The sequence below is a fragment of the Buchnera aphidicola (Stegophylla sp.) genome (assembly GCF_005080785.1).
Classification (GTDB): domain Bacteria; phylum Pseudomonadota; class Gammaproteobacteria; order Enterobacterales; family Enterobacteriaceae; genus Buchnera_L; species Buchnera_L aphidicola_AQ.
The window spans coordinates 347,505-367,757 of record NZ_CP032998.1 but is presented as its reverse complement, the minus strand read 5'-3'; the positions used below and the strand labels follow the sequence as shown (position 1 = coordinate 367,757).

Below are 20,253 nucleotides of genomic sequence, written 5' to 3'. Positions count from 1 at the left end.
AATCATGGTTTTACTTCAACCTACGGTTTTTAGTGCTATACAACCATCAGGAAAATTAACTTTAGGTAATTATATTGGTGCATTGTCACATTGGGTTCGATTACAACGTAATAATCATTGTATTTATGGTATAGCTGATTTACATGCTTTAACTACTGTTCAAAATTCTTCATATCTATTGAAAAAAAATAAATTAGATACTTTATCTTTTTATTTAGCTGCAGGTATTGATCCAAATAAAAGTATTATTTTTGCACAATCGGATGTGTATGAACATTGTCAATTATATTGGATCTTGAATTGTTATACATATTTTGGTGAATTATCAAGAATGACACAATTTAAGAGTAAAGTTTTACAATATTCTAAAAATATTAATTCTGGATTATTAAATTATCCTATATTAATGTCATCAGATATTTTGTTATATTATAGTGATAGAATATTAATTGGTTATGATCAAAAACAACATTTAGAATTAACTAAAAATATTGCGTTTCGATTTAATTATGTATATGGTAATATATTGCGCATACCACATGTATATATTCCTAATATTTATAGTTCTAAAATTATGGCATTATTGAATCCTAAAAAAAAGATGTCTAAATCAGATATTAATTTTAATAATGTTATTTTTTTATTAGAAGATAAAAAGTCTATTTTTTATAAAGTAAGTAGATCAGTTACGGACTCTGAAAATAAAATATATTATGATATGGTTCATAAACCTGGAATTTCTAATTTATTAAATATATTTTCAAGTTTAACTGGTATTAAAATATCTGTTTTAGAGAGTGATTTTGCTAATATGTTGTATCAGGAGTTTAAAATATTAGTTGCTGAAAAAATTGAGAGTATTTTAAGTAAATTAAGAGATAGATTTTTTTATTATCGAAATAATGAGTCATATTTATTTGAAATTTTAGAACGGGGAGCGCATCAAGCTCGAATAAAAGCCAAAAGAACAATAGATAAAGTGTATAACGTATTAGGTTTATAAATAATGTTGTAATAAAATATATTAAATATTTTTTTTATGTTGACTAACAAATCCTAATATCCAGGACAGAATAAATGTTATTAAATACAATATATTTGAAGTAATTAATGCTCCAATAATTCCGATTTTATGAACTATTGGACTAGTTATTAGGAATGTTAATAGTGTTCCTGTCGTTCCGGATATTAGAATTAAATTTATTAGTTTTTGCGATGTTTTTTTAGTTTGTAAAGACGTTAATGTAATGATAATGGTATAAATTGCACTAGAAACGAAACCTAAAATTGATATAATTATATTTAATATTTTTATTTTTTGGTTAATGATAAAAGTATACATACATATAGTAGATAATCCAGTTAAATATAATAGTGATTTTTGTAAATCGAAAGATTTTAATATATAACTAAAAAACCACATTCCTAACATATATGACATCCAAAAATAACTTACTAATTTTCCAGCTCTTTGAATGTTCACACCAATAGTTTGTGTAGCATATTCTGGAATCCAAGAAATAAATCCTAATTGTCCTAAAATATAAAATAAAGCTAAACAACATAATATAGGTATATTAATGTTCCATTGTATATTGTTATGGTTATTATTTTTTAATTTATCCTGAATTGTGGGGAATTTTGTGTTGATCGTAAGACAAAATATGATAAAATATATTATTCCGATAATTATATAAATTGAATACCATGGTATATGTTTACTTAATAGGTTAGATGCAACTATTGGGAAAAGTATTCCTGACATGCTAAAGAATGAGTCTGTTATTAATAATTTTGATGTTCTTGTTTTACTGGTATATATGCTTGTAATTAAAAAAGTGCCTATAGAAATTATTGTTCCACTAATTATTCCTAAAGTAAAAATATTGATACTAAAAATAGTTAGATTATTGACATATATTAAATTTGTAATAGATAATATAATTAATATAAAACCTATAATAATTTGTTTTTTAAATGTAATGAAATTTGTTATCCAAGAGTTAAATAATATAGCACATAACATTCCGGAATTGAAAAAGGTAAATATATTACTTATATTGATAATAGAAGTATGAAAATATTCTGCAATACTTCTAATCATGATACCTGTAATGGTTATAGTAGATCCTGTAAAATAATATGATAAAAAACTTATTATAGTTAATTTAATTTTGTTATTTTTTTTCATTTTTTTGATATTAATTAGTTATTTTACTATAATTATAGAATAAGTGATTTATATTCTTGTAATGACAAATATTAAGGTATTGATTTTTGAAGAAATCTTTTTAATTTTTTTTTATATGTTAAAATGTAATAAATTTTTTTATATAAAGTGATATCATTGATATATACTATAATAGTTATGGGTTCAATTTATGGAACAGAGAATGCAATTAGTGCATTTTTGTTTTCTAGTTTTTTATTAAAAATTCGTAAAAATAATATAAATAATATTTTTTTTTATTGTGATGGTGTTTTAAATGGAAATAAGATGTTTTATATTGCGAAAGATGAACATAATTTAATAGATTCATGGTATTATCTAAGTAAAGAATTTTCTATTAATTTAAATATTTGTTCGAGTGCAGCTTATAGAAGAGGTGTAATAGATGATGATATGGCTTTAGATTTAGGTTTTTTACATGGTAATTTACATAGTGCTTTTAAATTAACAGGTTTAGGTACATTAGTGAAGTCAATTTTTAGTTCTGATAGAGTTGTACAATTTTAATGAAAATAAATAATATAGCTGTTGTGTTTTCTCATTCTCCATATGGAAATAGTTTAGGTAGAGAAGGGTTGGATTTTGTTTTGTCTGCTTCATGTTTTACTGAAAATATAAGTATTTTTTTTATTGGGGATGGTATTTTCCAAATATTTAAAAATCAAGATGCACAAATAATATTATTAAAAAATCATACTTTTTCATTTAATATTTTATCATTATGTGGTATTAAATATTTTTATATATGTTATAATTCTTTAATTCAAAGAGGATTTAAAAAAAATATAGATTTTATTCTCAAAGTAAATATTTTATCATCAGTTGAAATAAGAAAAAAAATAGATGATTTTGATTGTATTTTAAACTTTTAATATTTAAGATTATATTATGTTACATATATTAGTAAATTCACCTTTTAAGGTTGAATGGAAGATAATTATGAATATGTTACATCCTGTAGATGCTTTTATTGGTATACAGGATGGCGTATTAATTGGTCTACAAGATAATGTGTTTTTAAAAAAAATATTAAAATTTCAAATAAAATTATATTTATTGAAAGAAGATGTTATTTCTAGAGGTATTATTAGACATATATCTAAAAGATTTCATTTAATAAATTATGTACAATTTGTTTTATTAACAGAACAATATAATAAGTTTTTTAATTGGTAGTATTTGATTATTATAAAATTATTTTTGGTATTCTATTTCATTAATTTAGTTTTGATTTATTGAGGAGGTTATGTGGTTACGATTAATCAATTAATTCGAGCTCCTAGAATTCGTAGGGTGATAAAGAATAATGTTCCAGCTTTAAGTCGATGTCCTCAAAAACGGGGTGTATGTGTGAGAGTATATACAACAACTCCTAAGAAACCTAATTCCGCTTTGCGTAAAGTGTGTCGAGTAAAATTAACAAATGGTTTTGAAGTAACTGCATATATTGGTGGTGAAGGACATAATTTACAGGAACATTCAGTAATTTTAATACGAGGAGGACGTGTTAAAGATTTACCTGGAGTTAGATATCATGTTATTCGAGGCGCTCTTGATTGCGCTGGTGTTAAAAATAGGAAAAAAAGTCGTTCTAAATATGGTGTAAAAAAAAATAAAGTTTAATATATTATATATATTATTTTTTAAAATAATGAGCGAGGTTATATGGCACGTCGTCGTATTATTGGACAGAGAAAGATTTCACCGGATCCTAAATTTTCTTCTGAATTATTAGCAAAATTTATTAATATATTAATGGTGGATGGTAAAAAATCTATTGCGGAAGTGATTGTATATTCTGCTTTAGAAAAGTTATCACAACAAACTAAAAAAAGTGAATTAAGTCTTTTGGATGAGGTTTTAGAGAATATTCGTCCTGTAGTGGAAGTGAAATCACGACGAGTAGGAGGTTCAACATATCAAATACCAGTTGAAGTTCGAGCGGTTCGAAGAGATACATTAGCGATACGATGGATTATTGCAGCTGCTCGAAAAAGAACAGATAAGTCTATGTCTCTTCGTTTATTTCATGAGTTATTGGATATTTTGAATCATAAAGGAGATGCAATTAAGAAACGGGAAGAAGTACATCGTATGGCTGAAGCGAATAAAGCATTTGCTCATTATCGATGGTAATGTATGATTTATTAATAAATTTATAATGGTTTATAAATAATATGTTTTATTTAATATTTTATTAATCTTAAAGGGGATTAAATGTCTCGAACAATATCAATTATTAATTATCGAAATATTGGAATTAGTGCTCATATAGATGCAGGGAAGACAACTACTACTGAACGTATTTTATTTTATACAGGAATTAATCATAAAATTGGAGAAGTACATGACGGAACTGCTACTATGGACTGGATGGCTCAAGAACAAGAACGTGGTATTACAATTACTTCAGCAGCAACTACTGCTTTTTGGTCTGGTATGTATAATCAATTTGTATCACATCGTATCAATATTATTGATACTCCAGGACATGTGGATTTTACAATTGAAGTAGAAAGATCAATGCGTGTTTTAGATGGAGTAGTTATGGTGTATTGTTCTGTTGGTGGTGTACAACCGCAATCAGAAACGGTTTGGAGACAAGCAAATAAGTATAAAGTCCCAAGAATTTCGTTTATTAATAAAATGGATCGTATAGGTGCAAATTTTTTAAATGTTATAAATCAAATGAAATCGAGATTGTGTACTAATCCTGTACTTATTCAATTACCTATAGGTTCTGAAGATAAATTTATTGGGATAATTGATTTAGTAAAAATGAAAGCAGTTTATTGGAATGAATTAGATCAAGGTGTAACATTTGATGTACAAGATATACCGAAAGAAATGTTATCTGAAGCACATAAATGGCATAACAGATTAGTGGAAGAATCAGTTGAGTCGAATGAATTTTTATTAGAAAAGTATTTAAGTAATCAAATTTTATCAGAACAAGAAATTAAATTTGGATTACGAAAACGGTCTTTAAATAATGAAATTACTTTAGTCACTTGTGGTTCAGCTTTTAAAAATAAAGGTGTTCAAGCTTTATTAGATGCTATTGTGGATTATTTACCTTCTCCTCTTGATTTAGAATCTGTTCAAGGAATACCTATGGATAATGAGCAGTCAGAAAATAAACGTATGGTAGATGATAAAGAATATTTTTCTGCTTTAGCATTTAAAATAGCTAATGATCCATTTGTTGGTAATTTAACATTTTTTAGGGTTTATTCAGGTATTGTAAAGTCTGGAGATACTGTATTAAATTCAGTCAAATTACAGAAAGAACGTTTTGGTAGAATTGTACAGATGCATGCAAATAAGCGAGAAGAAATCAAAGAAGTTAGAGCAGGTGATATTGCTGCAGCTATTGGTTTAAAAAATGTAACTACTGGTGATACTTTATGTGATGTAAATCATCCTATTGTTTTAGAAAAAATGGATTTTCCTGAACCTGTTATTTCAATAGCTATAGAACCTAAAACTAAAACTGATCAAGAAAAAATGGGGTTATCTTTAAGTCGATTAGCTAAGGAAGATCCTTCTTTTCGTGTGAGGACTGATAATGAATCGAATCAAACAATTATTTCTGGTATGGGTGAATTACATTTAGAGATAATTATTGATCGTATGAGAAGAGAATTTCATGTTGATGCTAATATTGGAAAACCTCAGGTTGCATATCGTGAAACAATTAAGAGTACTGTTAAAAATATTGAAGGGAAGTATATTAGACAATCTGGTGGAAGAGGACAGTATGGTCATGTTGTTATTGACATATTTCCGCTACAATTAGATGATGATATAGGATATAAATTTATTAATGATATTAAAGGAGGCGTTATTCCAAGTGAATACATTTCAGCTATTGATAAAGGGATTCAAGAACAGTTAAAATCTGGTCCTCTTGCGGGATATCCGGTGGTTGACATTGGTGTGAGATTACATTTTGGTTCTTATCATGATGTTGATTCTTCTGAACTTGCATTTAAATTTGCAGCTTCTATAGCTTTTAAAAATGCCTTTAAACAAGCCACTCCAACTTTATTAGAGCCTATAATGAAAGTAGCAGTAGAAACTCCAGAGGATTATTTGGGAGATGTTATAGGAGATTTAAATCGTAGGAGAGGTACTATTGAAGGTGTTCAAGATTTAAAATTAGGGAAAATTGTTTCTGCTCAAGTTCCTTTGTCAGAAATGTTTGGTTATGCCACTGATTTACGTTCTCAGACACAAGGAAGAGCATCTTATTCTATGGAATTTATGCATTATTTAGCCATGCCTAAAAATATTTCTATGAATATTATTAATAAATAAAATTATTTTTTTAATACATTATATTATAATTTATAATTAATTTTTTATTATGTTATACAAAAGGAAAAAATTGTGTCTAAAGAAAAATTTCAACGTTTAAAACCTCATATTAATGTAGGTACTATAGGGCATGTAGATCATGGTAAAACAACTTTAACTTCTGCTATTACAACAGTTTTATCAAAACGTTATGGTGGTTCTGCGCGTGCTTTTGATCAAATTGATAATGCTCCAGAAGAAAAAGCTAGAGGGATTACGATTAATACTTCTCATGTTGAATATGATACGCAAAACCGTCATTATGCACATGTTGATTGTCCTGGTCATGCTGATTATATTAAAAATATGATCACTGGAGCAGCACAAATGGATGGAGCTATTTTAGTTGTTGCAGCTACGGATGGTCCTATGCCACAAACTCGAGAACATATTTTATTGGGTCGTCAAGTAGGTGTTCCTCATATAGTGGTGTTTTTAAATAAGTGTGATATGGTAGATGATGAAGAATTATTAGAATTAGTAGAAATGGAAGTTCGTGATTTATTAACACAATATAATTTTCCAGGAGATGAAATACCAATTATTCGGGGTTCGGCATTAAAAGCTTTAGATGGAGATGTTAAATGGGAATCAAAAATTATTGAATTGTCTAATGCTTTAGATACTTATATTCCTTTACCGAAACGTGATATTGATAAACCATTTTTATTACCTATTGAGGATGTATTTTCTATTTCTGGTCGAGGTACTGTAGTGACAGGAAGAGTAGAAAAGGGTGTTATTAAAGTTGGTGAAGAAGTTGAGATTGTTGGAATTAAACCTACTACGAAAACTATTTGTACTGGTGTAGAAATGTTTAGAAAATTATTAGATGAAGGTCGAGCTGGAGAAAATGTAGGTATTTTATTACGAGGAACAAAACGTCATGAAATAGAACGTGGTCAAGTGTTATCTAAACCTGGTAGTATTCATCCTCATGTTAAATTCGAATCAGAAGTGTATATTCTTACAAAAGAAGAAGGTGGTAGACATACTCCTTTTTTTAAAGGTTATCGTCCTCAATTTTATTTTCGAACTACTGATGTTACTGGTTTTATTGAATTACCTCAAAATGTGGAAATGGTTATGCCTGGTGATAATATTAAAATGGTTGTTACTTTAATTCATCCTATTGCTATGTCAAATGGATTAAGATTTGCAATTCGAGAAGGTGGACGTACTGTTGGTGCTGGTGTTGTAGTGAAGGTAATTAGTTAGTATGATGTAATTGTTTCAATATTTTAAGAGAAGAGAATTAAAATACTCTTTTCTTAATTACATATTATGTTTTAATAATGTGAATAATATGTTCAAATAGGTATGTTATTAAATATTTATATTAATAACGTGAAAATATTTTATTATTATAATTTTATTTATTTTTAGGTGGTTTTAAAATTTTTATATAATTGGAGATGGCATTGTATGAAGAATCATCAAAGAATTCGTATTCGTTTGAAAGCTTTTGATCATCGGTTAATCGATCAGTCTACATTTGAAATTGTGGAAACAGCTAAAAGAACTGGTGCACAAGTTAAAGGTCCTATTCCTTTACCTACTCGAAAAGAACGATTTACTATTTTAATTTCTCCTCATGTTAATAAAGATGCACGTGATCAATATGAAATTTGTACACATAAAAGGTTAATTGATATTATAAAACCTACTGAAAAAACTATTGATGCATTAATGAAATTAGATTTATCTTCAGGAGTAGACGTACAAATTAGTTTAAATTAAATTAATAATGATAAATTATAGTTGGTGAAAATTATATGATGGGTTTAGTTGGTAAAAAAATTGGCATGACACGTATTTTTACTAAAGAAGGTACTTCAATTCCTATAACGGTTATTGAAGTTGTTGAAAATCGTGTTACTCAGATTAAAAATTTTGTTAATGATCGTTATTGCGCAGTGCAAATAACGACTGGCATAAAAAAACAGAATAAATTATTAAAACCGGAGATAGGTCATTTTGCTAAATATGGAGTATTGCCCGGTCGAGGTTTATGGGAATTTAAAGTTTTGGATACTAAGATGTTTCATGTAGGACAAAAAATGAGTGTGAATTTTTTTAATGTTTTTAAAACAGTTGATATTACTGGTATATCTAAAGGAAAAGGGTTTGCAGGTACAATAAAACGTTGGAATTTTAGTATGCAGGATGCTACTCATGGTAATTCGTTATCTCATAGAGCACCTGGTTCTATTGGTCAAAATCAAACTCCTGGAAGGGTATTTAAGGGTAAAAAAATGGCGGGTCATTTAGGTAATCATCGTGTTACGATACAAAATTTACGTATTGTTCAAGTTAATACTAAAAATAATTTGTTATTTGTTAAAGGTTCTATTCCTGGTGCACCAGGTGGAGATGTAATTATTAAACCGTCTGTAAAAAAATAAGGAAAATTATAATGGAATTAATTTTACAAGATTCAGGAGATTCTCTTATTGTTTCAGATGATGTTTTTAATCATAGTTTTAATGAATCTTTAGTTCATCAAATAATCACATTATATTTGTCTGGTTCACGTCAGTGGAGTCGTGCACAAAAAAGTAAATCGGAAGTTTCAGGTTCTGGTAAAAAACCTTGGCGTCAAAAGGGAACTGGTCGAGCGCGTGTGGGCTCTATTCGAAGTCCATTATGGAGATCTGGTGGAGTAACTTTTGCGGCAAAACCGAAAGTATATAATAAGAAAGTGAATAGAAGAATGTATCGGGGAGCGTTAAGTAGTATTTTTTCACAATTAATACGTCAAAATAGATTATTAGTTTTTGAAGATTTTTCAATATTGTATCCTAAAACAAAATTATTATTAAAAAAATTAAAAATTTTAAATTTACAAGAAACATTAATTATTAAAAATTATTTAGATAATAATTTGTTTTTAGCATCTCGAAATTTATATAAAGTGTGTACTCAGGATGTTAAATATATCAATCCAGTATATTTAGTTTCTTTTAAAAATATTATTATTACTAGATTAGCAATAATAAAAATTGAGGATCTTTTACTTACATGATATCACAAGAGCAATCATATCAAATATTATATGTTCCTCATGTATCTGAAAAAGCTTCTATTGCTTTCAATACAAATAATAAGTTAATATTTAGAGTTGCTGTAAAAGCTACGAAATTGGAGATTAAAGTAGCTTTTAAAAAATTATTTTCAGTAGATGTTAAAGACATTAATACAGTTTTAGTAAAAGGTAAAGTGAAAAAAAAAGGAAAATATAATATTTATAAAAAAAATTGGAAAAAAGCGTATATTACTTTTCAAAAAGGACAAAATTTAGATTTTATAAAAAATATTTAGTTATTAGTATATATAGTAATTAAGGAAATGAATATGATTATTATGAAATGTAAACCAACATCTCCTGGTCGTCGACATGTTATTAAAGTGGTCAATTCTGGTTTATATAAAGGACGCCCATACTCTTTATTGTCGAAAAGTAGTTCTAAAAGTGGAGGTAGAAATAATCAAGGTCGTATTACAACGAGACATATTGGTGGTCAACATAAACGTATTTATCGTGTTATTGATTTTAAACGTCTTAAGGATAATATTACTGCTCGTGTTGAACGATTGGAATATGATCCTAATCGATCTGCGAATATAGCATTAATTTTATATCAAGATGGAACAAGAAACTATATTTTAGCTCCTAAAAAATTGAATGTAGGAGATGAAATAGTTTCGGGTGATAAGGTGATGATTAAAATTGGAAATAGTTTACCTATGAAAAATATTCCGGTGGGTACATTAATTCATAACATTGAAATGAAACCTTATAAAGGCGGTCAAATTGCTCGTACTGCTGGTAATTATGCTCAAATTATTGCTCGTGAAGGTATTTATGTTACTATTAGATTACGTTCAGGTGAGATTCGTAAGATTAATTTTCAATGTCGTGCCACCATTGGAGAAGTAGGAAATTCTGAGCATATGTTAAAAATGTTAGGTAAAGCAGGTGCTTCGCGATGGCGAGGTATTAGACCAACAGTACGTGGTACTGCTATGAACCCTGTTGATCATCCTCATGGTGGAGGGGAAGGAAGAAATTTTGGTAAACATCCAGTAACTCCATGGGGGAAACAAACTAAAGGTAAAAAAACTCGTAGAAATAAGCGTACTGATAAATTTATTTTACGTCATTGTAATAGTAATAAATAATATTGAGGATATTTATATGCCCCGTTCTCTTAAAAAAGGACCCTTTATTGATGTTAATTTATTATCAAAAGTAAAAAAAATAAATAAGTTTTCTAATAAAAAAGTAATTAAAACATGGTCTAGAAGATCAACTATTTTCCCCGATATGGTAGGTTTAACTATTTCTATTCATAACGGTCGTCATCATATACCGGTATTTATTACAGAAGATATGGTAGGTCATAAGTTGGGTGAATTTTCTTTAACTCGTACTTATAAAGGTCATATTTCAGATAAAAAAATTAAAAAAGTTAGGTAATAAAATTTATGGAAATTGTATCTAAATACAGAAAAGCAAAATCATCAGCACAAAAATTAAGGTTAATTGTGAATTGTATTCGAGGTAAAAAAATTACTCATATTATGGATTTTTTAAATTATCATAAAAAAAAATCTGCTTTTTTAGTAAAAAAAGTTCTTAATTCTGCTATCGCAAATGCTCATCATAATTTTGGTATTAATGTAAATAATTTGTTTATAAAAGAGATTTATGTTGATGAAGGTCCAATGATGAAACGTATCATACCTAGAGCCAAAGGGCGGTCAGATCATATTTTAAAACGTACTAGTCATATTACTGTTATTGTATCTAATAAATAAAAGCTAATATTTTATAGGAATTAATATGGGTCAGAAAGTACATCCTCATGGTATGCGATTAGGTATTATAAAATATTGGAATTCTACTTGGTTTGCAGATAATAAAAATTTTTCTACATATTTATATAATGATTTTGAAATTCGTCAGTTTTTAATTAAAAAATTAAGTAAGGCATCTGTTTCTCGTATAGTTATTGATCGTTTATCAAAAAATGTTCGCGTTACTATTTATACTGCTCGTCCTGGTATTTTGATTGGGAAAGGAGGGGAAGATGTTGAAAAATTAAGATTAGAAGTTGCGAATATTGCTGGGTTCCCAACACAAATTAATATTACAGAAATTAAAAAACCTGAATTAGATGCTAAATTAATTTCTGATAATATTGCTTCACAATTAGAGCGAAGAATTATGTTTCGTCGCGCTATGAAAAGATCTGTACAGAATGCTATGAAAAAAGGCGCAAAAGGTATCAAGGTAGAAGTAAGTGGTCGTTTAGGTGGTACGGAAATAGCACGAACAGAGTGGTATCGTGAAGGTCGTGTACCGTTACATACTTTACGTGCAGATATTGAATATAGTTTATCAGAAGCACATACAACATATGGTATTATTGGTGTAAAAGTATGGGTTTTTAAAGGTGAAATATTGGATGGTATGAAAATTATTGAAAATACTAAAAGAGATGTTGTGAAAAAAAAACAGAAAAAGAGAAGACGGTATGTTCTAAATATCGATAATAGAGGGAGATTATTAAGATAATGTTACAACCTAAACGTACTAAGTTTCGAAAAATGCATAAAGGTAAAAATAGAGGATTAGTTTTAAATTCTTATGTGCATTTTGGTCAATTTGGTTTGAAAGCAATTACTCGAGGACGTTTAACAGGTCGTCAAATTGAATCTGCTCGAAGATCAATAACGAGATCGATGAAACGACAAGGAAAAATATGGATACGTGTCTTTCCGGATAAACCAATTACTCAAAAACCATTGGAAGTCAGAATGGGTAAAGGGAAAGGTAATGTTGAATATTGGGTATTTTTAGTACAGCCTGGAAAAATATTATATGAAATAGATGGTATTTCTGAAGAGGAATCACGTTTAGCGTTTAAATTAGCTGCATCAAAATTGTCTGTTAAAACTGTTTTTGTAACTAAAATGGTGTAACATAATGAAATTGATAGAATTACGTAAAAAATCTATTCATAATTTATATAATGATTTATTAAATTTATTACAAGAAAAATTTAATTTACGAATTCAGTTATCTCAAAGAAAATTAAAACATGTTCATTTATTACGAAGAGTGCGTCGTAATATTTCTCGAATTAAAACTATATTAACTGAGAAGAGAAAATATTAATTATGAAAACGATTAAAATATTAAAAGGTCGTGTAATTAGTGATAAAATGCAAAATTCAGCGGTAGTTTTAATAGAACGGTTTATTAAACACCCCATGTACAAAAAATTTATTCGTAAGAATACAAAAATTCATATTCATGATGCAAATAATGAATGTTCTAATGGGGATATTGTGGAAATATCAGAATGTCGTCCTATTTCTAAAACTAAATCATGGACTTTAGTTAAAATTTTTAAAAAGTTTGTTTACTAATTTTTATGAAGACATGAATGTTTACATGTCTTCTTATTATTTTAAAATATTTGATGTGTGTTATAATTGATGATGTATTAATAATTATGTTTATAATGAAGGTGAATAATATGATTCAAGAACAGACGATATTAAAAGTTGCTGATAATTCAGGAGCACGATTAGCAATGTGTATTCGTGTTTTGGGTGGTTCAAAAAGACGGTATGCTAGTATTGGTGATATTATTAAAGTTACTATTAAAGAAGCTGTTCCTAGAGGTAAAGTAAAAAAAGGAGAAGTATTAAAAGCATTAGTGGTACGTACTAAAAAAGGTATTCGAAGATTGGATGGTTCTTTAATACGTTTTGATACTAATGCTTGTGTAATTTTAAATAATTCTGATCAACCAATTGGTACACGTGTATTTGGACCTATAACACGTGAACTTAGATTAGAAAAATTTATGAAAATTGTTTCATTAGCTCCAGAAGTACTTTAATCATTTTAAAAAAAAAGGATATATGATGGCATTAAAAATTCGGAATGGTGATACTGTGGTAATCATATCTGGTAAAGATAAAAACAAAATTGGGAAAGTAAAGTGTATTTTAAAAAAACGAAATAAAATAATTGTAGAAGGTGTAAATATTATTTATAAACATCAAAAATCAATTCCTGATCAGAATCAATATGGTGGAATTATTAAAAAAGAATCTCCTATACATATTTCTAATGTAGCGATTGTAAATTCTAAAAGTAATAAACCTGATCGAGTAGGGTTTAAATTTATTACTAATAAAAAGGTTCGATTTTTAAAATCTGATCATCAAGTTATTAAATAAATGGAGGGATAGATTTTGGTATTATATAATTATTATAAAGAACATATAATAAGAAAATTTATGAGAAAATTTCAGTATACTTCTGTTATGCAGGTTCCTAAAATTGATAAAATTACTTTAAATATGGGAATTGGTAAAGCAGATCAGGAAAAAAAAACTTTAGATTATGCTATTTCAGATTTGACGGCTATTTCTGGTCAGAAACCATATATTACAAAAGCGAAAAAATCTATTTCTAGTTTTAAAATACGTGAAGGTTATCCTATTGGTTGTAAGGTAACTTTACGAGGATGTCGAAAATGGGATTTTTTATATCGTTTAATTACCATTGTAATACCCAGAATTCGTGATTTTAGAGGATTTTCGAAGAAATCTTTTGATGGTCGTGGTAATTATAGCTTAGGTATACGTGAACAAATTATTTTTCCTGAGATTAATTATGATAAGATTGATAAAATACGTGGTTTAAATATTACTATTACTACGACAGCTCATTCGGATAATGAAGGATATTTATTATTGTCTTATTTTAATTTTCCCTTTCGTGTATAATATGTAAAAGGAATATAAGTTTATGGCTAAAGAATCTATGAAAGCACGTGAAAGTAAACGTATTAAATTAGGAATAAAATTTTTTAAAGTACGTCAGAATTTAAAAAAAATTATTTCTGATATTTCAGTTAAACAATCAAAACGATGGAAAGCAGTATTAAAATTACAAACTTTACCTCGAGATTCTAGTTTATGTAGACAAAGGAATCGTTGTTTACACACTGGTAGACCTCATGGATTTGTAAGAAAATTTGGATTAAGTAGAATGAAATTACGAGAATTTGCAATGCGAGGAGAGATTCCTGGTTTAAAAAAATCTAGTTGGTAAAATATAATTTTAATTTTATAAACAGTGAGTATAAATATCATGAGTATGCAAGATCCTATATCAGATATGTTCACACGTATTCGAAATAGTCAATTAGCGAATAAGATTTTTGTATGTATGCCTTCTTCAAAGTTAAAAATTGCAATTAGTTGTGTTTTAAAACAAGAAGGTTATATTAAAGATTATATTGTGAATCATGTGAGGAATCATATAATATTAAAAATTATTTTGAAATATTTTAATGGGAAAGCTGTAATTGAAGATATTAAACGTATTAGTAAACCTAGTTTACGTGTGTATAAAAATAAACATCATTTACCAAATGTTATAGATGGTTTAGGAATCGCTGTGTTGTCCACTTCTAAAGGTGTTATGAGTAATAAGAAAGCTAAAAAAATGGGTATTGGTGGTGAAATTATTTGTTTTGTTTATTAGTGTTGGAGGGATAATAAATGTCTCGTATTGCTAAAAAATTTATTATAGTACCTAAAAATGTAAGTATTGTATTAGATCATAATATGATTGTTGTGAAAAGTAAAGGTAAAATTTTTAAGAAATATTTTCATAGTTCTGTTATTATTAAAAATAAAAATAATATGTTATTTTTTAGTCCAAAATTTAATAAACATGATGCTTGGATGCAAGCAGGAACTGTACGATCGTTAGTAAATTCTATGATTATTGGAATTACTATAGGATTTTCTAAGACATTAAAGTTAATTGGAGTAGGGTATAAAGTTTCAGTTGAACCAAATAATATTATTCATATGTTTTTAGGATATTCTCATGCTGTTCAATATACTCTTCCAGATGGGATTGTTGCAGAAAATATATCTGCTACAGAAATTATTTTAAGAAGTTTTGATAAACAATTATTAGGTCAAGTGGCGGCAAATTTAAGATTTAAAAGAAAACCAGAATCTTATAAAGGAAAAGGTGTACGGTATGTAGATGAACTGGTACGTATTAAAGAGGCAAAGAAAAAATAGTATGCATAGTATAATGAATAAAAAAAGTGTTCGTTTTCGAAGATTAAAAAAATGTCGTATGCATCTGAAAAAATTAAATAAATTTCGTTTAGTTGTACATCGTACTTCACGTCATATATATGCTCAAATTATTGATTCCAAGACTGATGGTGTTTGTACAGTAGCATCAACTTTAGAAAAAAAAATTAAAGAAAATCTTAATTATACTGGTAATAAATTGGCTGCTAGTGTTGTTGGATCGATTATTGCTCAGAGAGCGATAAGCAAAGGAATTAATGTTGTTTCTTTTGATCGATCAGGTTTTAAATATCATGGTCGTATTAAAACATTGGCAGAATCTGCTAGAAAATCAGGGTTAAATTTTTAAGGTAATAATTAATATGGTCAAGTTGGAAAGTATGTATAATGATTTAAAAGAAAAATTAATTACAGTTAATCGAGTTTCAAAAACAGTAAAAGGTGGTAGAATTTTTTCGTTTACTGCGTTAACAGTAGTTGGTGATCAAAAAGGGAAAGTAGGGTTTGGTTATGGTAAAGCTCGTGAAGTACCTGCAGCAATTCAAAAAGCTATGGATCAAGCGCGTCGAAATATGATTATAATTAAAATTTATAATGGTACTTTACAGCATGTTGTTAAAGGTGTACATACTGGTTCGAGTATTTTTATGAAACCTGCTTCAAAAGGGACAGGTATTATTGCGGGAGGAGCTATGAGAGCGGTTTTAGAAGTGGTAGGTATACAAAATGTTCTAGCGAAAGCTTATGGTTCTACGAATCCTATTAATATTGTTAGAGCAACTATGAAGGGTTTAAAAAATATGAAATCTCCGAAAATGATTGCAAAAAAAAGAAATAAATCAATTTTTGAAATTATTGGTGGTTAATATATTTTATGATTATTAATACAAAAAAAATAAAAATTATTCAGGTAAAAAGTAAAATAGGATGTTTAAAAAAACATAGACGTACTTTATTGGGTTTAGGATTACGTCATATTGGTGATGTTGTGGAACGAGAAGATAGTCCTTCTATTCGAGGTATGGTAAATAAAATTTCTCATATAGTACATATACAGGAGGGATAATAAATTGTATTTAAATACTTTGAAACCTAATGTAGGTTCACGAAAATTTAAGGTAAGAGTTGGTCGAGGTATAGGTTCTGGTCTTGGTAAAACATCTGGTCGTGGTCATAAAGGTCAAAAATCGAGATCAGGTGCGAGTATTAGACGAGGATTTGAAGGTGGTCAGACTCCTTTTTATCGTCGTATCCCAAAATTTGGTTTTGTCTCTCAAAAAAAAATAGTTACTGACGAAGTTAGGTTATCTGAGTTACAAAATATCTCTGTAAATCATATTAATATACATGTTTTAAAAAAATTTCATGTTATTAAAAAAAATGTTAAATATGTAAAAATTATTTGTTCCGGATTGTTAGATAAAACATCGTTTGTGATTCAGGGATTAAAAGTTACAAAAGGTGCTTATTCTGTTCTTCAATCTTTAGGCGGTAAAATTGAGGATTAATTAACATAAATGTTGAAACAAAAAAAAAAATTTTTTTATAATAATAATATAATAGAATTAAAAAATCGGATTTTTTTTTTAATTTTTTCAATAGTAATTTTTAGAATTGGTTCTTTTATTCCTATTCCTGGAATTGATAATACTGTTTTAGAGAATGCATTTTATGATCAAAAAGGTACTGCTGTTGATATATTTAATATGTTTTCTGGCGGCGCATTAAGCCGGGCTTCTATATTTTCTTTGGGAATAATGCCTTATATTTCATCATCAATTATTATGCAATTGTTAATATTATTAAATTCACGATTATCGGATATTCAAAAAGATGGTGAATTAGGAAAATATAAAATTGCTCAATATACTAGATATTTGACTTGTTTTTTATGTATATTACAATCTATTGGTATTAGTAGTACATTACCTAATATACCCGGTATGCAAGGATTAGTAATGAATCCTAATTTATGTTTTTATATTATTGCTTCAATGAGTTTATTAACTGGAACGATGATATTAATGTGGTTGGGTGAATTAATTACTGAATTTGGTATTGGCAATGGGGTTTCAGTTATTATTTTTATTGGTATTATATCTAGTTTACCTATGGTTATTGAAAATACTATTAATAAAATATATAGTGGTGAATTAAGTTTGTTGTTGTTGTTGGTAATTCCATTAGTTATTTTTTTTGTTATTTTTTTAGTTGTTATTATGGAAAGAAGTCATCGGAAAATTATTTTGAATTATGTGCATCAACATAAAGTACAAAAAATGTATTCTGTTCAGAATACTTATTTACCATTAAAAATAAATATGTCTGGTGTAATACCGGCTATTTTTGCTTCTAGTGTTATTGTGTTTCCTATGACTATTTTATTATGGATAGGTACAAGTTATAAATGTTTTGTATTAATTAAATTACTTTCATATTTACAACCCGGTAATGTATTATATATGATAATTTATTCTTTTTTGATTGTTTTCTTTTGTTTTTTTTACTCTCATTTATCGTTTAATGCTCGTGAAACTTCTGAATATTTAAAAAAATCTGGAGCTTTTATTTTAGGTGTTCGCCCTGGAGAACAAACTTCGAAATATATTAGTAATATAGTACTTAAATTAACTTTTATTGGTTCTTTATATATGTTATGTATTTGTCTTCTTCCTGATTGTATGAGATTTTTTATGCATGTTCCATTTTATTTTGGAGGTACTACATTATTAATTGTAACAGTTGTTATTATGGATTTTATTACACAAGTACAAACTTTAATTATGTCAAAACAATATAATTCAATTTTAAAAAAATCTAATTTGAATGTTAGTAATTTAAAATTTTAAAATTATATTGATGATAATGTGATAAATGTAGTTTAATATATGGTAAAATTATGAAAGTTAGAACATCGGTTAAAAAATTGTGTCGTAGTTGTAAAATTGTAAAGAGAAATAATATTGTTCGTGTTATTTGTAAAAATTATCCTAAACATAAACAACGTCAAGGGTAATTAATAATTTATACTTTTTATATTATAATAAGTAATTTTTATTATAATTATTATGGAGGTGTATATTTTATGGTTCGTATTTCAGGAATAAATATTCCCGATCATAAACATACTGTTATTGCATTAAGATTAATATATGGAATAGGTAGAACACGATCTAAGAGTATTTGTATGAATTGTGGTATATTAGAAAAAACTAAAATTGGCGAATTGAGTGAACAACAATTAGATTTAATACGAGATGCTATTATAAAATTTGTTGTAGAAGGAGATTTAAGAAGGGAAATAACATTAAATATTAAACGATTAATGGATTTAGGTTGTTATCGAGGTTTAAGACATCGTAGAAGTTTACCTGTTCGAGGACAAAGAACTAAAACAAATGCTCGGACTAGAAAAGGTCCTAGAAAGCTAATAAAAAAATAATTTTATAGAGAATTTTAATTATGAAAAAATCTTCTTCACGTTTTAAAAAACGTATCAAAAAACAAATTTTAGATGGTATTGCTTATATTCATGCATCTTTTAATAATACTATAGTGACTATTACAGATCGTTATGGTAATGCTTTAGGTTGGGCTACATCCGGAGGATCTGGTTTTCGTGGTTCAAGAAAATCTACACCTTTTGCAGCACAAGTAGCGACTGAAAGATGTATTAATTTTGTTAAAGATTATGGAATTAAAAATTTAGAAGTTATGGTCAAAGGACCTGGACCAGGCCGAGAATCTACAATTCGTGCATTACATACTGCTGGTTTTCGTATTACGAATATTATAGATATTACTCCTATTCCGCATAATGGATGTCGTCCTCCTAAAAGGCGTCGTGTTTAATTTAAATCATTTGTGAGAGATAATATATGGCAAAATATTTAGGCCCGAAGTTAAAATTGAGTCGTCGTGAAAATATAGATTTATTTTTAAAATCTGGTCATCGTACTATTGAAACAAAGTGTAAACTAAATCAATTACCTGGACAACATGGTTTTCGTAGAAATAGATTATCTGAATATGGTATTCAATTAAGAGAGAAGCAAAAAGTGCGTCGTTTATATGGAATTTTAGAGCGTCAATTTAGAAATTATTATAAATTAGCTTCTAAATTAAAAGGTAATACTGGAGAAAATTTATTAGTATTATTAGAAAGTCGGTTAGATAATGTAGTTTATCGTTTGGGTTTTGGTGCAACACGTTATGAGTCTAGACAATTAATTAATCATAAGTTTATTATGGTAAATGATCGTATCGTAAATATTGCTTCATATCGTTTATTACCGAATGATTGTGTAAAAGTTAGAGAAAAATTTAAAAATAAAAAAAGAATTCATTATTCTTTATCATTATCTCAAACACGAGAACAATTTAATTGGATAAAAGTGGATAGTAAAAACATGGAAGGTATATTTTATCGTTATCCTGATCGATCTGAGTTATCCTCAGAAATTAATGAACATCTTATTATTGAATTATATTCTAAATAGATTATAGTACAATTAATT

Annotated in this window: 35 protein-coding genes; 34 read left to right on the top strand and 1 reads right to left on the bottom strand. The window is 27.6% G+C overall.

Going from position 1 to position 20,253, the window contains the following annotated elements:
- The first annotated feature begins 4 nt into the window (after positions 1-4).
- The gene (gene trpS / locus D9V79_RS01680; RefSeq protein ID WP_158352064.1) at positions 5-1,003 is read left to right on the top strand and encodes a tryptophan--tRNA ligase; all 999 of its coding nucleotides are present in this window, start codon (positions 5-7) and stop codon (positions 1,001-1,003) included.
- 21 nt (positions 1,004-1,024) lie between these two features.
- On the opposite strand, the gene tsgA is transcribed toward trpS, so the two are convergent.
- Positions 1,025-2,191 (bottom strand): MFS transporter TsgA, encoded by a 1,167-nt coding sequence (gene tsgA, locus D9V79_RS01675; protein ID WP_158352062.1) that lies wholly within the window; start codon positions 2,189-2,191, stop codon positions 1,025-1,027.
- Between the two features lie 147 nt (positions 2,192-2,338).
- Here tsgA and tusD point away from each other — a divergent pair, with 147 nt between their 5' ends.
- The 33 genes from tusD (at position 2,339) to rpsD (ending at position 20,235) form a co-directional block, all read left to right on the top strand.
- Positions 2,339-2,737, top strand: a complete 399-nt coding sequence (gene tusD, locus D9V79_RS01670; protein WP_261978587.1) for a sulfurtransferase complex subunit TusD — start codon at positions 2,339-2,341, stop codon at positions 2,735-2,737.
- On the top strand, positions 2,737-3,102 hold the full coding sequence (gene tusC, locus D9V79_RS01665; protein ID WP_261978586.1) for a sulfurtransferase complex subunit TusC: 366 nt from the start codon (positions 2,737-2,739) through the stop codon (positions 3,100-3,102). The genes tusD and tusC overlap by 1 nt, the downstream gene beginning before the upstream one ends.
- Positions 3,103-3,118: 16 nt before the next feature.
- Positions 3,119-3,406, top strand: coding sequence for a sulfurtransferase complex subunit TusB (gene tusB / locus D9V79_RS01660; RefSeq protein WP_158352058.1), 288 nt, complete (start codon positions 3,119-3,121; stop codon positions 3,404-3,406).
- Positions 3,407-3,478: 72 nt separating this feature from the next.
- Positions 3,479-3,853 (top strand): 30S ribosomal protein S12, encoded by a 375-nt coding sequence (gene rpsL / locus D9V79_RS01655; RefSeq protein WP_158352056.1) that lies wholly within the window; start codon positions 3,479-3,481, stop codon positions 3,851-3,853.
- Between the two features lie 42 nt (positions 3,854-3,895).
- Positions 3,896-4,366, top strand: a complete 471-nt coding sequence (gene rpsG, locus D9V79_RS01650; protein ID WP_158352054.1) for a 30S ribosomal protein S7 — start codon at positions 3,896-3,898, stop codon at positions 4,364-4,366.
- Between the two features lie 81 nt (positions 4,367-4,447).
- Positions 4,448-6,550, top strand: coding sequence for an elongation factor G (fusA, locus tag D9V79_RS01645; protein ID WP_158352052.1), 2,103 nt, complete (start codon positions 4,448-4,450; stop codon positions 6,548-6,550).
- Positions 6,551-6,622: 72 nt separating this feature from the next.
- On the top strand, positions 6,623-7,807 hold the full coding sequence (tuf, locus tag D9V79_RS01640; protein ID WP_158352050.1) for an elongation factor Tu: 1,185 nt from the start codon (positions 6,623-6,625) through the stop codon (positions 7,805-7,807).
- Positions 7,808-8,014: 207 nt separating this feature from the next.
- Positions 8,015-8,329: a 30S ribosomal protein S10 gene (rpsJ, locus tag D9V79_RS01635; RefSeq protein ID WP_158352048.1), complete on the top strand. Its 315-nt coding sequence runs from the start codon at positions 8,015-8,017 to the stop codon at positions 8,327-8,329.
- A gap of 35 nt (positions 8,330-8,364) precedes the next feature.
- Positions 8,365-8,994, top strand: a complete 630-nt coding sequence (gene rplC / locus D9V79_RS01630) for a 50S ribosomal protein L3 (RefSeq protein ID WP_158352046.1) — start codon at positions 8,365-8,367, stop codon at positions 8,992-8,994.
- Positions 8,995-9,005: 11 nt separating this feature from the next.
- On the top strand, positions 9,006-9,614 hold the full coding sequence (gene rplD / locus D9V79_RS01625; RefSeq protein ID WP_158352044.1) for a 50S ribosomal protein L4: 609 nt from the start codon (positions 9,006-9,008) through the stop codon (positions 9,612-9,614).
- Positions 9,611-9,910, top strand: a complete 300-nt coding sequence (gene rplW / locus D9V79_RS01620; RefSeq protein WP_158352042.1) for a 50S ribosomal protein L23 — start codon at positions 9,611-9,613, stop codon at positions 9,908-9,910. The genes rplD and rplW overlap by 4 nt, the downstream gene beginning before the upstream one ends.
- Positions 9,911-9,943: 33 nt before the next feature.
- Positions 9,944-10,771: a 50S ribosomal protein L2 gene (rplB, locus tag D9V79_RS01615; protein WP_158352040.1), complete on the top strand. Its 828-nt coding sequence runs from the start codon at positions 9,944-9,946 to the stop codon at positions 10,769-10,771.
- Positions 10,772-10,787: 16 nt separating this feature from the next.
- On the top strand, positions 10,788-11,069 hold the full coding sequence (gene rpsS, locus D9V79_RS01610) for a 30S ribosomal protein S19 (protein WP_158352038.1): 282 nt from the start codon (positions 10,788-10,790) through the stop codon (positions 11,067-11,069).
- Positions 11,070-11,077: 8 nt separating this feature from the next.
- Positions 11,078-11,410: a 50S ribosomal protein L22 gene (gene rplV, locus D9V79_RS01605; protein WP_158352036.1), complete on the top strand. Its 333-nt coding sequence runs from the start codon at positions 11,078-11,080 to the stop codon at positions 11,408-11,410.
- Positions 11,411-11,435: 25 nt separating this feature from the next.
- The gene (gene rpsC / locus D9V79_RS01600; RefSeq protein WP_158352033.1) at positions 11,436-12,170 is read left to right on the top strand and encodes a 30S ribosomal protein S3; all 735 of its coding nucleotides are present in this window, start codon (positions 11,436-11,438) and stop codon (positions 12,168-12,170) included.
- A complete protein-coding gene (rplP, locus tag D9V79_RS01595) occupies positions 12,170-12,577 on the top strand; it encodes a 50S ribosomal protein L16 (RefSeq protein ID WP_158352031.1) in 408 nt (135 codons plus the stop codon). The genes rpsC and rplP overlap by 1 nt, the downstream gene beginning before the upstream one ends.
- 4 nt (positions 12,578-12,581) lie before the next feature.
- The gene (gene rpmC, locus D9V79_RS01590) at positions 12,582-12,773 is read left to right on the top strand and encodes a 50S ribosomal protein L29 (RefSeq protein WP_158352029.1); all 192 of its coding nucleotides are present in this window, start codon (positions 12,582-12,584) and stop codon (positions 12,771-12,773) included.
- The gene (gene rpsQ / locus D9V79_RS01585) at positions 12,773-13,027 is read left to right on the top strand and encodes a 30S ribosomal protein S17 (RefSeq protein WP_158352027.1); all 255 of its coding nucleotides are present in this window, start codon (positions 12,773-12,775) and stop codon (positions 13,025-13,027) included. The genes rpmC and rpsQ overlap by 1 nt, the downstream gene beginning before the upstream one ends.
- 110 nt (positions 13,028-13,137) lie before the next feature.
- On the top strand, positions 13,138-13,506 hold the full coding sequence (gene rplN / locus D9V79_RS01580) for a 50S ribosomal protein L14 (protein ID WP_158352025.1): 369 nt from the start codon (positions 13,138-13,140) through the stop codon (positions 13,504-13,506).
- A gap of 25 nt (positions 13,507-13,531) precedes the next feature.
- Positions 13,532-13,849, top strand: coding sequence for a 50S ribosomal protein L24 (gene rplX, locus D9V79_RS01575; protein WP_158352180.1), 318 nt, complete (start codon positions 13,532-13,534; stop codon positions 13,847-13,849).
- 12 nt (positions 13,850-13,861) lie between these two features.
- Positions 13,862-14,401 carry a 50S ribosomal protein L5 gene (gene rplE, locus D9V79_RS01570; protein WP_158352023.1) on the top strand — a complete coding sequence of 180 codons (540 nt, stop codon included), beginning with the start codon at positions 13,862-13,864 and terminating at the stop codon, positions 14,399-14,401.
- A gap of 22 nt (positions 14,402-14,423) precedes the next feature.
- Positions 14,424-14,729: a 30S ribosomal protein S14 gene (rpsN, locus tag D9V79_RS01565; RefSeq protein ID WP_158352021.1), complete on the top strand. Its 306-nt coding sequence runs from the start codon at positions 14,424-14,426 to the stop codon at positions 14,727-14,729.
- A gap of 39 nt (positions 14,730-14,768) precedes the next feature.
- The gene (gene rpsH, locus D9V79_RS01560) at positions 14,769-15,164 is read left to right on the top strand and encodes a 30S ribosomal protein S8 (RefSeq protein WP_158352019.1); all 396 of its coding nucleotides are present in this window, start codon (positions 14,769-14,771) and stop codon (positions 15,162-15,164) included.
- A 17-nt stretch (positions 15,165-15,181) separates the two neighbouring features.
- Positions 15,182-15,718, top strand: coding sequence for a 50S ribosomal protein L6 (gene rplF, locus D9V79_RS01555; protein ID WP_158352017.1), 537 nt, complete (start codon positions 15,182-15,184; stop codon positions 15,716-15,718).
- A 13-nt stretch (positions 15,719-15,731) separates the two neighbouring features.
- Positions 15,732-16,085, top strand: coding sequence for a 50S ribosomal protein L18 (rplR, locus tag D9V79_RS01550; protein WP_158352015.1), 354 nt, complete (start codon positions 15,732-15,734; stop codon positions 16,083-16,085).
- 13 nt (positions 16,086-16,098) lie between these two features.
- On the top strand, positions 16,099-16,602 hold the full coding sequence (gene rpsE / locus D9V79_RS01545; RefSeq protein WP_158352013.1) for a 30S ribosomal protein S5: 504 nt from the start codon (positions 16,099-16,101) through the stop codon (positions 16,600-16,602).
- 8 nt (positions 16,603-16,610) lie between these two features.
- Positions 16,611-16,802 carry a 50S ribosomal protein L30 gene (gene rpmD / locus D9V79_RS01540; RefSeq protein WP_158352011.1) on the top strand — a complete coding sequence of 64 codons (192 nt, stop codon included), beginning with the start codon at positions 16,611-16,613 and terminating at the stop codon, positions 16,800-16,802.
- A gap of 4 nt (positions 16,803-16,806) precedes the next feature.
- On the top strand, positions 16,807-17,244 hold the full coding sequence (rplO, locus tag D9V79_RS01535; protein ID WP_158352009.1) for a 50S ribosomal protein L15: 438 nt from the start codon (positions 16,807-16,809) through the stop codon (positions 17,242-17,244).
- Positions 17,245-17,253: 9 nt separating this feature from the next.
- Positions 17,254-18,585, top strand: a complete 1,332-nt coding sequence (secY, locus tag D9V79_RS01530) for a preprotein translocase subunit SecY (protein WP_158352007.1) — start codon at positions 17,254-17,256, stop codon at positions 18,583-18,585.
- A 50-nt stretch (positions 18,586-18,635) separates the two neighbouring features.
- Positions 18,636-18,752, top strand: a complete 117-nt coding sequence (gene rpmJ / locus D9V79_RS01525; RefSeq protein WP_158352005.1) for a 50S ribosomal protein L36 — start codon at positions 18,636-18,638, stop codon at positions 18,750-18,752.
- A 69-nt stretch (positions 18,753-18,821) separates the two neighbouring features.
- The gene (gene rpsM, locus D9V79_RS01520; RefSeq protein WP_158352003.1) at positions 18,822-19,178 is read left to right on the top strand and encodes a 30S ribosomal protein S13; all 357 of its coding nucleotides are present in this window, start codon (positions 18,822-18,824) and stop codon (positions 19,176-19,178) included.
- Positions 19,179-19,198: 20 nt separating this feature from the next.
- Entirely contained in the window at positions 19,199-19,588 is a 390-nt protein-coding gene (rpsK, locus tag D9V79_RS01515) for a 30S ribosomal protein S11 (RefSeq protein WP_158352001.1), read from the top strand.
- A gap of 26 nt (positions 19,589-19,614) precedes the next feature.
- Positions 19,615-20,235: a 30S ribosomal protein S4 gene (gene rpsD / locus D9V79_RS01510; RefSeq protein WP_158351999.1), complete on the top strand. Its 621-nt coding sequence runs from the start codon at positions 19,615-19,617 to the stop codon at positions 20,233-20,235.
- Positions 20,236-20,253: the final 18 nt, after the last annotated feature.

What these genes read in the sequence shown, in the direction of transcription:
- trpS (WP_158352064.1), top strand. Translation starts at nt 5, where the DNA reads ATGGTTTTACTTCAACCTACGGTTTTTAGTGCTATACAACCATCAGGA.
- tsgA (WP_158352062.1), bottom strand. Translation starts at nt 2,191, where the DNA reads ATGAAAAAAAATAACAAAATTAAATTAACTATAATAAGTTTTTTATCA.
- tusC (WP_261978586.1), top strand. Translation starts at nt 2,737, where the DNA reads ATGAAAATAAATAATATAGCTGTTGTGTTTTCTCATTCTCCATATGGA.
- tusB (WP_158352058.1), top strand. Translation starts at nt 3,119, where the DNA reads ATGTTACATATATTAGTAAATTCACCTTTTAAGGTTGAATGGAAGATA.
- rpsG (WP_158352054.1), top strand. Translation starts at nt 3,896, where the DNA reads ATGGCACGTCGTCGTATTATTGGACAGAGAAAGATTTCACCGGATCCT.
- fusA (WP_158352052.1), top strand. Translation starts at nt 4,448, where the DNA reads ATGTCTCGAACAATATCAATTATTAATTATCGAAATATTGGAATTAGT.
- rpsJ (WP_158352048.1), top strand. Translation starts at nt 8,015, where the DNA reads ATGAAGAATCATCAAAGAATTCGTATTCGTTTGAAAGCTTTTGATCAT.
- rplC (WP_158352046.1), top strand. Translation starts at nt 8,365, where the DNA reads ATGATGGGTTTAGTTGGTAAAAAAATTGGCATGACACGTATTTTTACT.
- rplD (WP_158352044.1), top strand. Translation starts at nt 9,006, where the DNA reads ATGGAATTAATTTTACAAGATTCAGGAGATTCTCTTATTGTTTCAGAT.
- rplW (WP_158352042.1), top strand. Translation starts at nt 9,611, where the DNA reads ATGATATCACAAGAGCAATCATATCAAATATTATATGTTCCTCATGTA.
- rplB (WP_158352040.1), top strand. Translation starts at nt 9,944, where the DNA reads ATGATTATTATGAAATGTAAACCAACATCTCCTGGTCGTCGACATGTT.
- rpsS (WP_158352038.1), top strand. Translation starts at nt 10,788, where the DNA reads ATGCCCCGTTCTCTTAAAAAAGGACCCTTTATTGATGTTAATTTATTA.
- rplV (WP_158352036.1), top strand. Translation starts at nt 11,078, where the DNA reads ATGGAAATTGTATCTAAATACAGAAAAGCAAAATCATCAGCACAAAAA.
- rpsC (WP_158352033.1), top strand. Translation starts at nt 11,436, where the DNA reads ATGGGTCAGAAAGTACATCCTCATGGTATGCGATTAGGTATTATAAAA.
- rplP (WP_158352031.1), top strand. Translation starts at nt 12,170, where the DNA reads ATGTTACAACCTAAACGTACTAAGTTTCGAAAAATGCATAAAGGTAAA.
- rpmC (WP_158352029.1), top strand. Translation starts at nt 12,582, where the DNA reads ATGAAATTGATAGAATTACGTAAAAAATCTATTCATAATTTATATAAT.
- rplN (WP_158352025.1), top strand. Translation starts at nt 13,138, where the DNA reads ATGATTCAAGAACAGACGATATTAAAAGTTGCTGATAATTCAGGAGCA.
- rplX (WP_158352180.1), top strand. Translation starts at nt 13,532, where the DNA reads ATGGCATTAAAAATTCGGAATGGTGATACTGTGGTAATCATATCTGGT.
- rpsN (WP_158352021.1), top strand. Translation starts at nt 14,424, where the DNA reads ATGGCTAAAGAATCTATGAAAGCACGTGAAAGTAAACGTATTAAATTA.
- rpsH (WP_158352019.1), top strand. Translation starts at nt 14,769, where the DNA reads ATGAGTATGCAAGATCCTATATCAGATATGTTCACACGTATTCGAAAT.
- rplF (WP_158352017.1), top strand. Translation starts at nt 15,182, where the DNA reads ATGTCTCGTATTGCTAAAAAATTTATTATAGTACCTAAAAATGTAAGT.
- rplR (WP_158352015.1), top strand. Translation starts at nt 15,732, where the DNA reads ATGAATAAAAAAAGTGTTCGTTTTCGAAGATTAAAAAAATGTCGTATG.
- rpsE (WP_158352013.1), top strand. Translation starts at nt 16,099, where the DNA reads ATGGTCAAGTTGGAAAGTATGTATAATGATTTAAAAGAAAAATTAATT.
- rpmD (WP_158352011.1), top strand. Translation starts at nt 16,611, where the DNA reads ATGATTATTAATACAAAAAAAATAAAAATTATTCAGGTAAAAAGTAAA.
- secY (WP_158352007.1), top strand. Translation starts at nt 17,254, where the DNA reads ATGTTGAAACAAAAAAAAAAATTTTTTTATAATAATAATATAATAGAA.
- rpmJ (WP_158352005.1), top strand. Translation starts at nt 18,636, where the DNA reads ATGAAAGTTAGAACATCGGTTAAAAAATTGTGTCGTAGTTGTAAAATT.
- rpsM (WP_158352003.1), top strand. Translation starts at nt 18,822, where the DNA reads ATGGTTCGTATTTCAGGAATAAATATTCCCGATCATAAACATACTGTT.
- rpsK (WP_158352001.1), top strand. Translation starts at nt 19,199, where the DNA reads ATGAAAAAATCTTCTTCACGTTTTAAAAAACGTATCAAAAAACAAATT.
- rpsD (WP_158351999.1), top strand. Translation starts at nt 19,615, where the DNA reads ATGGCAAAATATTTAGGCCCGAAGTTAAAATTGAGTCGTCGTGAAAAT.